The following is a 12,416-nucleotide window of genomic DNA, read 5'->3' on the forward strand; positions in this document are numbered from 1 at the left end:
TTATGTCAGATATCACACATATCGTAAAATCCTACGAGGATGAGTTACAAAGTTTAAATGATAATTTAATTAAAATGGGTAGCTTAGTCGAAACTCAACTATCAAACTCAATGGAAGCCATCATCAAAGTTGATAAAGAAGCTGCTGAAAATATAATTAAGAACGATGAAAAAATTAATGAATTAAGAGCAACTATTGAAGAGCAGATTGTAACGGTACTTGTTAAAAGAGCTCCTATGGCAATAGATTTAAGGTTAACTATTTCAACCTTAAAAATCTCAAGTGATCTTGAGCGTATTGGTGATTTAGCAAAAAGTGTTGCTAAAAAGATCAAACCTTTACCACACAATCTTCCTGAGGAATTAATTTCTAGTTTAAAGAGATTGGGAGAGTTAGTTCAAAGGCAACTAAAAGATGTTTTAGATGCATATCTTAATCAATCAAAAGAAGCTGCTGTTAAAATTTGGAAATCAGATGAAAAAGTTGACGACCTAACACATATCGCTATGAATGAAGTTGCAAAATTTTTAAGCACAGATACTAAAAATTTAGATTTAGCAACGCACTTATTATTTGTTACTAAAAATATTGAAAGAGCGGGGGATCACATAACCAATATAGCCGAAGCTTTGTTTTATCTGATTGAAGGAGAGCACATAGAGGGTGCTAGACCAAAAGGTAAGGATTTTGATCCCAACTAATGAGTGTTAGTATTCATATTGTAGAGGACGAACAACCTATTATCACCCTTGTTAAGTATAATCTTGAAAAGGAAGGTTATAAAGTTTCATTTTCAGACAATGGAAATGATGGCATTGAAGATATTAAAAGATTATCTCCTGATCTTGTTTTGTTAGATTGGATGCTACCAGATTTTTCAGGTGTAGAAATTTGTAAAAGTTTAAAAAAAGAAAAAAATTTTAAAAATATTCCAATTATTATACTAACTGCTAAAGGTGAAAATGAAGATAAAGTTAAAGGATTAAACTCCGGTGCAGATGACTATATAACTAAACCATTTAGCTTCCCAGAATTGCTTGCAAGAATAAAAGCGTTGCTTCGAAGATCCAAACCCTCACTGATTTCTGATATTATTGAATTTGAAGATCTTAAAGTTGATAGAATAACACGTCGTGTTTTTAGAAAAAATAAAGAAATTCATTTAGGCCCTAAAGAATATGCTTTAATTAATTTTTTTATTAAAAATCCTAAACGTGTTTATTCAAGAGATCTAATTCTGGAAAATATTTGGACTAACAATATTAATGTAGAAACAAGAACAGTTGATGTTCACATAAGAAGATTGAGACAAACTATTAATATCAAAGGAACAAAAGAGTTAATTAGAACTGTTAGATCAGCAGGTTATTCTTTGAGTTAAAGTATTATTTTATAAATCCCTATTAAGAACAGTGGTATCTGTAATCCAAAGTTTGTTAATATAGCCTTATCTTTTGATATAAAACCGGCTATCGTCCAACCAATAACTCCAAGACCATGGAAGTAGATGTTAATAGGGTAAATATTTAAATTAGTTAATAATATTCCAGTTAATACTAAAGCAGTACTGATCCATTTAAGGTATTTTTTAATAAACATAGTCTCCTCTATATGTAAGTTTTATTGGGATTTTATTACAATATAGAAGAGACTGAAATCTTTATTTAATTACTAAATAATATTAGCAATTAAATGAAGCCGACATATTTCTGATTAAATCAAAATATAAATCTTTTCCTGGTTTTAGATTGGCACCTAGTGGATCCAAGACACCAGTTTTTACACTTGTATCTTTGGCAATAGATTTGATTATATCAGGATTAAATTGAGGCTCTGACAATATGCAACTTACGTTATCATGTTCAATGACTTCATGAATTTCATGAATTTGTTCTGCACCAGGCATAACATCAGGATTAACAGTCATTGCTCCAAGTATATTTACATTAAATCTATTTTCATAATATTGATACGCATCATGAAATACTACGTAATTAAGGTCCGTATTAGTCTCAGTAATTACATCAATTATTAGCTTATCAATTTCAGCTAATGCTTTAGCTAAATTAGATTTGTAAGTAGATGCATTTTTGGAATCATTTTCAATTAAATGCTCAGTTATCTCACTTAATATAACTTTTGCATTAATTGGATCTAACCAAATGTGTGGATCATATTCGCCGTGCCCATGATCATCATGTTCTTCTTTCTTAGCGTCGTGCCCATGATCATCGTCATCATCATGTTCTTCTTTCTTAGCGTCGTGCCCATGATCATCGTCATCATCATGTTCTTCTTTCTTAGCGTCGTGGCCATGATCATCATCATGTTCTTCAAAAATATTTCTTTCTCTAAATTTTAATTTCTTAATGCCTTTAATTTCTAGTAATTCAATCTTTTCAGCTTTTTTAGCAATTGTAGCTAACGGTTTTTCTAAAAAATTTTCTAAGTCTTCCCCAATCCAAAATATGATATCTGCCTGTTCTAACATTTTAGCGTGAGAGGGTTTTAACTGAAAACTATGAGGTGAATTATAACCATCAACTATTAATCCTGGCGAACCTACACCATCCATTATATAACTAGCCAATGAATGGATAGGTTTAATAGATGTTACAACTTTTAAGTCTGCTTTTGCTAATGTTGAAAATGCTAATAGTCCAATTAACGTTGATATTAAATGTATTTTTTTCATAGTTTTAATTTGCTTTAAGTTAATGTTATAATATAACAAAGCGTAATAATATAACATATTTAGTTAGTCAAGCTGTTATTTAAAATAAAATGAATTTAGATAAAAAAGAGATATTAATAAAATTAGAAAACGTTGGAATTTTTCAAGATAATAAATGGTTAGTCCATGATGTATCTTTAGAAATTGAAAGAGGTAAAATTTTAACATTGATTGGACCAAACGGCTCTGGAAAAACTACTACAGCAAAAATTGCATTAGGAATTCATAAAAATATTAAAGGAAAAGTTACAAAAAACACAAATAAAATTGGCTATGTTCCCCAAAAAATATCAATTGATTGGACGTTACCAATTAGAGTAATTGATTTTATGAGTTTAACTCAAACGCTTCAATTTGATGAGGTTGTAAGTGCATTAAAATTAACAGAAGTAGAGCACCTTAAGCATAATGATTTAAGAAGTCTGTCGGGTGGAGAATTTCAAAGAGTTTTAATGGCTAGAGCAATAGCAAAAAAACCTAATTTACTTGTTTTAGATGAACCAGTTCAAGGTGTAGATTTTACAGGAGAAATTGCCCTTTATGAATTAATCAAAAAAATTTCTGATGAACTTAATTGTGGAATATTATTAATTTCTCACGATCTAAATGTGGTTATGTCTAAAACTGATTATGTTGTTTGTTTAAACGGACATGTTTGTTGCTCTGGAACTCCCACGAATGTTGCAAATAATAAAAATTATAAAGAATTATTTGGAGACCAAGCTTCAACACTATTATCTGTATATGAGCATAAGCATGATCATACTCATTCTACTGATGGTAGTATTAAAGAAAAGAAGCATTAATAATGTTAGATGATTTTTTTATAAGAGCTCTAATTGCTGGCATAGGCATTGCTTTAGTTGCTGGTCCTCTTGGATGTTTTGTTATTTGGAGAAGACTATCTTTTTTTGGTGATACTTTATCTCATTCAGCATTACTTGGCGTAACTCTAGCTTTATCTTTTGATATTAATATTGCTTTATCAGTTTTTTTTGTTTCTTCAGCTGTTGCACTTGTTTTGTTAAAACTACAAAAAACCACCAACTTACCTGGGGATGCCTTATTAGGATTACTGGCTCACTCATCTTTAGCTGTAGGTTTAGTGGTGATTAGTTTTTTATCATTCATTCGTTTTGATATAATGGGACTACTGTTTGGTGATATCCTTGCTGTAGCTCCAAACGACATATTTATCATTTGGATTGGTGGAGTATTAATATTATTAGTTTTAAAAATTATTTGGAAACCACTTTTTGCCTCAACAGTTAATTATGAATTAGCTGAAGCTGAGGGAATGAACCCAGCGAGAGTAAATGCAATTTTTACCATTCTAATGGCTGCTATAATTGCAATTTCCATTAAAATGGTTGGATTATTGTTAATTACAGGAATGTTAATTATTCCTGCTGCTATGGCACGTAATCTTTCTAATAATCCAGTTCAAATGGTTGTTTATTCTGTAATAGGTGGATTGCTGTCAGTAATAGTGGGTTTATTTGCTTCATTAGAGTTAAACTCACCGTCAGGACCATCCATAATCACAGCTGCATTAGTTTTGTTTATCTTGTCATTAACAAAAATAAATAAATTCACTCGATTGAAAAACTAGCGTGTAATTGTTAGAAGTACATATGAATCATAAAGAAGAATTTTTATCTAAAAATCAGCAAATTATTTTTGATTTTATAGAAAAAGCTAAAGAGCCACTTAAGGCTTATTCCATTTTATTTAATGTTCAAAAAAAAGGAATTAAAGCACCATTACAAGTTTATAGAGCACTTGATAAATTAGTAGAGATTGGAAAAATACATAAAGTAGAAAGTAGAAATGCTTTTATAGCATGTAAAAGTTCAAGTTGTGAAATTTCACAAGCAACAGCTTTTTCAATATGTAATAAGTGTGAAAATGTTTCTGAAATTAATAATCCAAAACTTTCAAAATATTTAACTAATTTTGAAGACGATACTGGAATGCAATATAATAAATATAATTTAGAGTTTTTTGGTTTATGCAAAAAATGTAAAGCTAAATAAATGAATACAGTATCCTTAACATTAAATGAAATTTTAGAATTAGCTAAAAAAACATTATTAGCTAATGGTTGTGATGATGAAAATGCCAGTATTTTAGCAGACACAATTATGAGAGCTGAAAGAGATGGCTCTGTTTCTCATGGTTTGTTTAGATTACCTGCTTATGTTGCTGGCTTAAAAAGTAAAAAAATTAATGGTAAAGCAAGACCTGAATTAGAAAATGTTGCTCCAAGTATTATTAAAGTATCAGGTAACAATGCAGTTGCTCCAATGGTTTTAAGTTTAGGATTACCTGCTGTTATTGATTTAGCTAAAAAAAATGGTGTCGCTGTTCTTGCTATAAAAAATTCACATCACATGGCAGCACTTTGGCCCGAAACTGAAGCTATTGCAGAAGCAGGACTTGTTGGTATCGCTTGCACATCTTACAAACCAGCCGTTGCACCAGCGGGTGCTACAAAACCTTTGTATGGTACAAATCCAATTTCTTTTGCTTGGCCTAGACCTGGTAAAACTCCAGTTGTCTATGATATGGCAACTGCTTCAATGGCTATGGGCGAAGTTCAAATTGCAAAAAGAGAAGGGCACAAAGTACCCCTTGGAACTGGCTTAACTAAAGATGGTAAAGAAACAACTGATCCTGGAGAAATCGCTGATGGTGGAGTTATACTTCCTTTTGGAGGTTATAAAGGGTCTAGTATAGCAATGATGGTTGAATTATTAGCTGGTGCATTAATTGGTGAAAATTTTAGTTTTGAAACTGCTGCTAAAGATAATAACGATGGCGGCCCTCCAAGTGGTGGTGAATTTATTATAGCAATCTCACCTGAGAAAATTTCTGGTAAAGGTTGGGATAAACATGCTGATGAGTTTTTTAGTAAAATGTCAGCTATGGAGGGTGTTAGACTTCCAGGTGAAAGAAGGCATAAAAATAGGCTAGATAAAGGACCAAGAAATATTAATGAAGATCTTGTTAATAAAATTAAATCTTTAAGTTAATTCAATTTCAATAGGTGTGTGATCTGAAGGTTTCTCTTTTCCTCTGGGGTCTTTATTAATATTAACATTCTTAACTATATTTAATAAAGAATTTGATACTAAGAAGTGATCAATTCTTAATCCATTATTTTTCTGCCAAGCACCTCTCATATAATCCCAATAAGTATAACCTTCAATTTCACCATGAATATGACGGTAGGCATCATGAAAACCTAGATTAATCATTTCTCTAAATTTTTTTCTTATCTCAAGTCTGTATAAAGCGTCATCTTCAAAACCTTTAATATTATAAGCATCTTCTGCTGAAGGAAGAATATTAAAATCACCTGCTAAAATAATATTTTCATTTTTCTTTGAAAGAGTTTTTAGTTGTTTAATCAAAGTATCTAACCAATCTTTTTTATAAGTATATTTATCAGTATCTACAGGATTACCGTTCGGAGTGTAAATGTTAATCAGTTGAATATTTTTTTTCTTATATTTTAATTCTGCTGAAATAATTCTAGATTGTTTTAACTTGTCTTTAATCAAATCTAATCTAACATTTTCTAGTTTATGCTTAGAAATGATTGCAACTCCGTTATAACTTTTTTGTCCAAATACATGACTTTCATAATCTAATGCTGAAAAATCATCATATGGAAAAGTTTCATCTTGAGTTTTGATCTCTTGCATCATAACAACATCGGGAGAAAATTTTTGAAGGTATTCTTTAATATTTTCAATTCTTGCTCTAACTGAATTAACATTCCAGGATGTGATAATCATTATATGGAGAACGAAACACCACAACCGCAAGAAGATTTGCTTTGTGGGTTAGAGATTTTAAATTGATCACCAATTAGTTCCGAGACAAAGTCCACTTCTGAACCTTTTAATAAGTCTGCTGAAGTTTTATCAATGAGAATATTTTCATGCTTTAAATCATCTGCTTCTAATTTTTTGTCAAAGGTAAATTCATATTGAAAACCTGAGCAACCACCACCTTTAATAGCGATTCTAAAAAATGACCCTGGATCTTTTTGAGACAACAAATTATTAATCTGTTTTATAGCTTTATCTGTAAATTTAATTTCTTTAATCATATAACAACACTGATATTACTAATATAATATCAATTTATTAAATTTAAAGTATGAATAATTACTCAAATTTAGCTCTATCTAAAAGCAATGGTCGTATTTTTAAAGAAGCCAATTCACTTTATAGAACACCATTTCAAAGAGATAGAGATAGAATTATTCACAGTGCCTCATTCAGAAGGCTAAAGCATAAAACACAAGTTTTTGTTAATACGGAAGGGGATCACTTTAGAACTAGAATTACCCATTCAATTGAAGTTGCGCAAATTGCAAGATCAATAGCTAAACATTTAGGTTTAAACGATGATCTGGCTGAAACTTTAAGTTTGGCTCATGATTTGGGACACACACCGTTTGGACATGCTGGAGAAGATGCCCTTAATGAATGCATGGTTAACTTCGGAGGTTTTGATCATAATCTTCAAACTTTAAGAATAATCATGTTTCTTGAACATAAATACCTTAAATTTAAAGGTCTAAACTTAACATTAGAAACTTTAGATGGATTATTAAAGCACAATGGCCCAATTGAAGATCTCTCTACAATTAATGGGCTGATTGGATTGAAAAGTTTTAAAAACAAAATAAAATTTACTAACTCTGGATCATTGGAAGCTCAAATATCAGCAATCTCTGATGACATTGCCTATAATAATCATGACATACAAGATGGAATCAGAGCCAAAATGTTTAATTTAAACGACTTGATTGAAATTAATTTTTTTAAAGATATTTATAAATCTCACAAAAAAAATATTAAAAATAATAATAAAGATATTTTGATATATCAAATAATACGAGATTCAATTGATTTAATGGTTAGAGATTTGATTAAAAATACTAAAAATAATTTAAAAACTAATAAGATCAAATCTTTAAATGATGTTTATAAATTAAATAATCCTATAGTATGTTTTTCTAGTAAATTTCTAAAAATTGAAAAAGATGTTAGGTTTTTTCTAAGAAGTAAAATGTACAACAATAAGAAAGTATTATTAAAAAATAATCATGGAAAAAAAATTGTTAATAAACTTTTTTATAAAATTAAGAATAAGCCCAAAAAATTCTTAAATGCTGACCAATTAAAAAATGACCCCAATAGAGCAATTGCTGATTTTATTTCAGGTATGACAGATAGATATGCAATCAATTTAAACAAAAGTATTTAATGAACATTTTTGATCTCTATTTAGATAAAATAATAATTTTGATTAAAAAACTAAATAAAGATGGTTCTTTAGAAATACCTGAATCTTTAAAAGGAATTAATGTAGATATACCACCATCAAATTTTGACTGCGATATATCAACCAATGTAGCCATGGTACTCTCTAAAGCGAATAAAAAATCTCCAATCGATATTGCAAATACTCTAATTGATTTAATTAAAAATGAAGATGAAAAAATTGAAACTATTTCTGTAGCAAAACCTGGATTTATTAATATTAAATTTAAAACGATATATTGGAATAATTTTATTAAAAATGTTAACCAAAATTACAAAGATTTTGGTGTTAATATAAAAGAAAAAAAACAGAAATATCTTGTAGAATTTGTTTCAGCTAACCCAACAGGTCCTCTTCACGTAGGGCATTGTAGAGGCGCAATATTAGGAGATGTAATTTCAAATATATTAATTTTTAACAAGCATGATGTTTCTAAGGAATATTATGTAAACGACTATGGTAATCAGATCATAAATTTTACAAAGTCTGTTTTTTTTAGAATTAGAGAAATACTTTTTAATGAAAAATTTCCAATTGAAAATTCAGATTTATACCCTGGTGATTATTTGGTTGATATTGCTAAAAATATTATAGAATCTAACAAAGTTTTAAAATTTGATAAATTTGAAGATGTTTCAAAAGAATTAACTTTATTGTCAGTTTCAGAATCTTTAAAATTAATTAAAAACAATTTAGCAAACCTTGGAATAGTGCACGATAAATTTACCAGTGAAACTGATATTGTCCTAAATAATGAAGTTCAAAAGGCAATTGACAAATTAAAGGATAAAAAACTAGTTTATAGTGGAAAGATTGAGGCCCCCAAGGGTGAGGATGATCAAAATTGGGTTGAAAGAGAGCAACTTTTATTTAAATCAACAGATTTTGGAGATGACAAAGATAGAGCACTTCAAAAATCTGATAAATCATGGACTTACTTTGCTAGTGATGTGGCTTATCACGATAATAAATTAGATAGAAATTACGATACACTTATTAATATATTAGGAGCAGATCACGCTGGTTATATAAAAAGGATAACTTCTGTCGTTGAAGCATTATCTGGAGATAAAAAAAAATTAATTTGTAAGGTAAGCCAACTTGTTAAACTAATTAAAGATGGAAAACCTTTCAAAATGTCAAAAAGAAAAGGTGACTATATAACAGTTGAAGACTTGATTGCTGAAGTTGGTAGGGATGCCACTAGATTTATTATGCTTAATAGAAGTAGCGATGTAGAGTTGGATTTTGACTTTACAAAAGTTAAAGAAAAATCAAAAGATAACCCTCTTTACTATGTTCAATATTGTTATGCTAGAATATCATCTGTTTTTAGACATGTAGATCTTAATATAGAAAATGATTTGAATATAAATGATTACGAATTTGAATACACTGGAGATGAAATTAAGATATTAAAAAAAATAGCCGAATGGCCTAAATGTATTGAAGCTGCAAGCTTAAGACTTGAACCTCACAGAATACCAGTTTATCTTTATGAGTTATCATCAGAATTCCATTCTTATTGGAATATGGGTAAGGATGATCCATCAAAAAGATTTATTAACGAACAAAAAAAAATATCGAATGATAAGTTAGTTTTTTTAAAAGTTATATCTAATGTTATCAAATCTGGAATGGATATTGTTGGAGTGGATACTCCGCAAAAAATGTAATGTTAAAAGAACTTAAATATCTTTTATTTTTGATTGTTATAGTTTTATTTTTTTTTCTATCTTTCAAATACTACTTTTCAAATGAAAATAAAAAAAATTCATACCGATCTTTAAAAAATATTGAAAATAAAACTGAAAATTATTCTCGTAATCTTATTTTACTTAATAGTGATACTGTTAATATCGTAGAATATGTTGAAAAAAGCATAGATAAAAACAAAAAGAATTATAATTTTTGGAAATTAATAAATAATGATGGATGATCGTAAAAGTTTTATAGTTGGTTTAAAATCAACTAAATTATTGATTAAAGAAAAAAAATTTCTAATTAAACATAAGCCCTGGGGAATAATAATTTTTTCACGAAATATCAAAAATATTACACAAGTTAAAAAATTAACAGATGAAATTAGAAAAATATTTAATGATAAGAAATATCCTATTTTAATTGATCAAGAGGGTGGGAGAGTAAATAGATTAAGTAAATTTTTTAAAGCAGATAAGTTTACAGGAGAATTTTTTGGCAATCTTTATCTTAAAGATAAAAAAGAATTTTATACTGAATATAAAAAGTTTATAAATAAAACTGTCTTATTATTAAAAACTGTAGGCATAAATATTAATACTTTACCCGTTCTTGACATAAGATCAAAAGGGTCTAGCTCAATAATTGGTGACAGAGCTTTTTCAAGTAATGCAAAGATTGTTTCACAAATTGGAGATATTTGTATTAAAGAATTTCATAATAATAAAATTGGCACTGTAATAAAACATATACCTGGTCATGGTTTGGCAAAAGTGGATAGTCATAAAAAAACTCCTACAATCAACCAGAAATTAAGAAATTTGAATAATAATGATTTTATGGCATTCAAAAATAAAAATAGTCTGTTTGCAATGACGGCTCATCTTATTTATAAAAATATCGATAAAGAAAATACAGCAACACATTCGAAGAAAATTATAAAATTAATAAGAAATCAAATTAAATTTAAAAATATTTTGATGTCTGATGATATATCAATGAAGAGCTTAAAAGGCTCTATAGCAATTAATACAAAAAAATCTTTTAGCGCTGGTTGCGATCTAGTTCTTCATTGTAATGGAAATTTAAAAGAAATGAATGATGTGGCTCTGTATTCACCATTTATAAGTAAGTTTATTATAAAAAAAACATCACAATTTTATAAGATTATAAGTTAATATTTAATATGTCTGACAGCGATTCTAAAAATTTTAATGTAGATCTTGATAATTATAACGGCCCGCTTGATGTTTTGCTAGATTTGGCAAAAGCTCAAAAGGTTAACCTTGAAGATATTTCAATAACATTACTGGCTGATCAATTTCATAATTATATTACTAACGAAAAAGATCTTAATCTAGAGTCTGCATCAGAATATTTATTGATGGCTACCTGGTTAACTTATCTTAAATCAAAACTTTTGTTGCCAGGAAATCCAGAAGAAGAATTTAAAGTTTTAGAAGTTGCCGAAAAATTAAAATTACAATTAAAAAAATTAGAATTAATAAGATTGCTTTCTGACCAAATGTTAAAAAGAAAAAGACTTGGAAGAGAAATAAGACTTAGAGGAATTAAAGGAAACATAAGATCTATATACAGTACTGAATATAAACTAAATCTTTACGAACTATTAAAATCTTATTCATCAATTATCATGACTAAAGATTTTCAAAGAATGAATATTCCTAAACTTCCAGTTTTTACTACTGAAGATGGCATAAAAAGAATAAAAGAATTTTTTGGTAAGTTAATTGATTGGAGGAATATTAATGAATTAATACCACCTTCATTTAAGAATAGTTCAAAATATAAAAGAACAGGTAAAGCTGGAATTTTTGCAGGATCTTTAGAGCTGGTTAAAGAAGGTAATTTAACTATAAAACAAGAAAATTTATTTGATGATATCTATATTAAAGAACTAAAATGACAAAAATAAAAAAGAAAACAAAAAAAATAAATGACAATATAGTTACTTTCCCATCAAAAATGAATGCTGGTGAAAGAGAAGTTGAGGCTATAGTTTTTGCTGCTGCTGAACCGTTAGATATCGACACTATCGAATCTAAAATTTCAAAAAAAATTGATGTTTTAAAATCATTGGAGAAGTTACAAAAAGAATATTCATCAAGAGGAATTAATTTAGTTTGCATTTCTAAAAGATGGTCTTTTAGAACATCTGAAAATTTATCAAACCTTATGTCTCAAGAAAAAACTGTAGAAAAAAAAATTATCTAGAGCTGCAGTTGAAACATTAGCTATAATTGTTTATCACCAACCTGTTACCAGAGCTGAAATTGAAGAAATTAGAGGTGTTGCTTTTGGAACGAATACACTTGAGATTTTAATGGAGCTAAATTGGGTAAAACCACAGGGCCGTAAAGATGTACCCGGTAAACCAATTCAGTATGGAACTACTAATGATTTCTTAAGTCATTTTAGTCTTCAAAAACTGTCTGATTTACCTACAGTTGACGAATTGGGATCTGCTGGTCTGATTGATAGCTCAAACATAGATAATGCAATATTTGGTACTGGTAAATTTTACAAAGAAAAACAAGTAGAAAAAAAAGAAGATATTTATGAAAATATCGATGAGATGCTAGGTGGAACACTAAGTCCAGAAGAAGAAAAGTAAAAA

At 28.7% G+C, this 12,416-nt stretch carries 15 protein-coding genes and 1 pseudogene; 12 read left to right on the forward strand and 4 right to left on the reverse strand.

The annotated features are described in order from the left end of the window. Positions 1 to 2 precede the first annotated feature (2 nt). Positions 3 to 701 (forward strand): phosphate signaling complex protein PhoU, encoded by a 699-nt coding sequence (gene phoU / locus ABXT52_RS02905; protein ID WP_415272383.1) that lies wholly within the window; start codon positions 3 to 5, stop codon positions 699 to 701. Next, positions 701 to 1,381, forward strand: a complete 681-nt coding sequence (gene phoB / locus ABXT52_RS02910) for a phosphate regulon transcriptional regulator PhoB (RefSeq protein ID WP_415272384.1) — start codon at positions 701 to 703, stop codon at positions 1,379 to 1,381. Before phoU ends, phoB begins: the two co-directional genes overlap by 1 nt. Here phoB and ABXT52_RS02915 read toward each other — a convergent pair. Continuing rightward, the gene (locus ABXT52_RS02915; protein ID WP_415272385.1) at positions 1,378 to 1,599 is read right to left on the reverse strand and encodes a DUF6552 family protein; all 222 of its coding nucleotides are present in this window, start codon (positions 1,597 to 1,599) and stop codon (positions 1,378 to 1,380) included. The genes phoB and ABXT52_RS02915 overlap by 4 nt on opposite strands. A gap of 82 nt (positions 1,600 to 1,681) precedes the next feature. Then, positions 1,682 to 2,695: a zinc ABC transporter substrate-binding protein gene (locus ABXT52_RS02920; RefSeq protein WP_415272386.1), complete on the reverse strand. Its 1,014-nt coding sequence runs from the start codon at positions 2,693 to 2,695 to the stop codon at positions 1,682 to 1,684. Positions 2,696 to 2,784: 89 nt separating this feature from the next. Between ABXT52_RS02920 and ABXT52_RS02925 the strand changes: the two genes are divergently transcribed. From ABXT52_RS02925 to ABXT52_RS02940, 4 genes are read left to right on the forward strand one after another with little or no spacing between them, the layout of a single operon-like run. After that, positions 2,785 to 3,540: an ATP-binding cassette domain-containing protein gene (locus ABXT52_RS02925; RefSeq protein WP_415272387.1), complete on the forward strand. Its 756-nt coding sequence runs from the start codon at positions 2,785 to 2,787 to the stop codon at positions 3,538 to 3,540. Positions 3,541 to 3,542: 2 nt separating this feature from the next. Further along, complete coding sequence (locus ABXT52_RS02930; RefSeq protein ID WP_271512489.1) at positions 3,543 to 4,346, forward strand: metal ABC transporter permease; 804 nt, start codon at positions 3,543 to 3,545, stop codon at positions 4,344 to 4,346. A 22-nt stretch (positions 4,347 to 4,368) separates the two neighbouring features. Then, positions 4,369 to 4,770 (forward strand): Fur family transcriptional regulator, encoded by a 402-nt coding sequence (locus tag ABXT52_RS02935; RefSeq protein ID WP_415272388.1) that lies wholly within the window; start codon positions 4,369 to 4,371, stop codon positions 4,768 to 4,770. Continuing rightward, positions 4,771 to 5,769 (forward strand): Ldh family oxidoreductase, encoded by a 999-nt coding sequence (locus ABXT52_RS02940; RefSeq protein WP_415272389.1) that lies wholly within the window; start codon positions 4,771 to 4,773, stop codon positions 5,767 to 5,769. Here ABXT52_RS02940 and xth read toward each other — a convergent pair. Together xth and ABXT52_RS02950 are read right to left on the reverse strand one after the other, a co-directional pair. Next, on the reverse strand, positions 5,761 to 6,537 hold the full coding sequence (gene xth / locus ABXT52_RS02945; protein ID WP_415272390.1) for an exodeoxyribonuclease III: 777 nt from the start codon (positions 6,535 to 6,537) through the stop codon (positions 5,761 to 5,763). The genes ABXT52_RS02940 and xth overlap by 9 nt on opposite strands. Beyond that, positions 6,537 to 6,854: a HesB/IscA family protein gene (locus tag ABXT52_RS02950; RefSeq protein WP_168606297.1), complete on the reverse strand. Its 318-nt coding sequence runs from the start codon at positions 6,852 to 6,854 to the stop codon at positions 6,537 to 6,539. Before ABXT52_RS02950 ends, xth begins: the two co-directional genes overlap by 1 nt. 50 nt (positions 6,855 to 6,904) lie before the next feature. Here ABXT52_RS02950 and ABXT52_RS02955 point away from each other — a divergent pair, with 50 nt between their 5' ends. The 6 genes and pseudogenes from ABXT52_RS02955 (at position 6,905) to scpB (ending at position 12,413) form a co-directional block, all read left to right on the forward strand. Then, complete coding sequence (locus ABXT52_RS02955) at positions 6,905 to 8,020, forward strand: deoxyguanosinetriphosphate triphosphohydrolase (protein ID WP_415272391.1); 1,116 nt, start codon at positions 6,905 to 6,907, stop codon at positions 8,018 to 8,020. Further along, the gene (argS, locus tag ABXT52_RS02960) at positions 8,020 to 9,753 is read left to right on the forward strand and encodes an arginine--tRNA ligase (protein WP_415272392.1); all 1,734 of its coding nucleotides are present in this window, start codon (positions 8,020 to 8,022) and stop codon (positions 9,751 to 9,753) included. Before ABXT52_RS02955 ends, argS begins: the two co-directional genes overlap by 1 nt. Continuing rightward, positions 9,753 to 10,016, forward strand: coding sequence for a hypothetical protein (locus tag ABXT52_RS02965; protein WP_415272393.1), 264 nt, complete (start codon positions 9,753 to 9,755; stop codon positions 10,014 to 10,016). The genes argS and ABXT52_RS02965 overlap by 1 nt, the downstream gene beginning before the upstream one ends. Further along, the gene (locus ABXT52_RS02970; RefSeq protein WP_415272394.1) at positions 10,009 to 10,956 is read left to right on the forward strand and encodes a glycoside hydrolase family 3 N-terminal domain-containing protein; all 948 of its coding nucleotides are present in this window, start codon (positions 10,009 to 10,011) and stop codon (positions 10,954 to 10,956) included. The genes ABXT52_RS02965 and ABXT52_RS02970 overlap by 8 nt, the downstream gene beginning before the upstream one ends. An 8-nt stretch (positions 10,957 to 10,964) precedes the next feature. Beyond that, positions 10,965 to 11,705 carry a segregation and condensation protein A gene (locus tag ABXT52_RS02975; RefSeq protein ID WP_415272395.1) on the forward strand — a complete coding sequence of 247 codons (741 nt, stop codon included), beginning with the start codon at positions 10,965 to 10,967 and terminating at the stop codon, positions 11,703 to 11,705. Beyond that, a pseudogene (scpB, locus tag ABXT52_RS02980) lies at positions 11,702 to 12,413 on the forward strand (SMC-Scp complex subunit ScpB). The gene ABXT52_RS02975 and the pseudogene scpB overlap by 4 nt, the downstream one beginning before the upstream one ends. The last annotated feature ends 3 nt before the right edge of the window (positions 12,414 to 12,416 follow it).

It is taken from the genome of Candidatus Pelagibacter sp. Uisw_121, assembly GCF_047722545.1.
Taxonomy (GTDB): domain Bacteria; phylum Pseudomonadota; class Alphaproteobacteria; order Pelagibacterales; family Pelagibacteraceae; genus Pelagibacter.

Bases quoted from the DNA above. Each gene is read 5' to 3' on its own strand.
- ABXT52_RS02920 (WP_415272386.1), bottom strand. From the start codon at position 2,695: ATGAAAAAAATACATTTAATATCAACGTTAATTGGACTATTAGCATTT.
- phoU (WP_415272383.1), top strand. From the start codon at position 3: ATGTCAGATATCACACATATCGTAAAATCCTACGAGGATGAGTTACAA.
- ABXT52_RS02925 (WP_415272387.1), top strand. From the start codon at position 2,785: ATGAATTTAGATAAAAAAGAGATATTAATAAAATTAGAAAACGTTGGA.
- ABXT52_RS02915 (WP_415272385.1), bottom strand. From the start codon at position 1,599: ATGTTTATTAAAAAATACCTTAAATGGATCAGTACTGCTTTAGTATTA.
- ABXT52_RS02935 (WP_415272388.1), top strand. From the start codon at position 4,369: ATGAATCATAAAGAAGAATTTTTATCTAAAAATCAGCAAATTATTTTT.
- ABXT52_RS02930 (WP_271512489.1), top strand. From the start codon at position 3,543: ATGTTAGATGATTTTTTTATAAGAGCTCTAATTGCTGGCATAGGCATT.
- ABXT52_RS02940 (WP_415272389.1), top strand. From the start codon at position 4,771: ATGAATACAGTATCCTTAACATTAAATGAAATTTTAGAATTAGCTAAA.
- ABXT52_RS02950 (WP_168606297.1), bottom strand. From the start codon at position 6,854: ATGATTAAAGAAATTAAATTTACAGATAAAGCTATAAAACAGATTAAT.
- argS (WP_415272392.1), top strand. From the start codon at position 8,020: ATGAACATTTTTGATCTCTATTTAGATAAAATAATAATTTTGATTAAA.
- phoB (WP_415272384.1), top strand. From the start codon at position 701: ATGAGTGTTAGTATTCATATTGTAGAGGACGAACAACCTATTATCACC.
- ABXT52_RS02975 (WP_415272395.1), top strand. From the start codon at position 10,965: ATGTCTGACAGCGATTCTAAAAATTTTAATGTAGATCTTGATAATTAT.
- ABXT52_RS02965 (WP_415272393.1), top strand. From the start codon at position 9,753: ATGTTAAAAGAACTTAAATATCTTTTATTTTTGATTGTTATAGTTTTA.
- ABXT52_RS02970 (WP_415272394.1), top strand. From the start codon at position 10,009: ATGGATGATCGTAAAAGTTTTATAGTTGGTTTAAAATCAACTAAATTA.
- ABXT52_RS02955 (WP_415272391.1), top strand. From the start codon at position 6,905: ATGAATAATTACTCAAATTTAGCTCTATCTAAAAGCAATGGTCGTATT.
- xth (WP_415272390.1), bottom strand. From the start codon at position 6,537: ATGATTATCACATCCTGGAATGTTAATTCAGTTAGAGCAAGAATTGAA.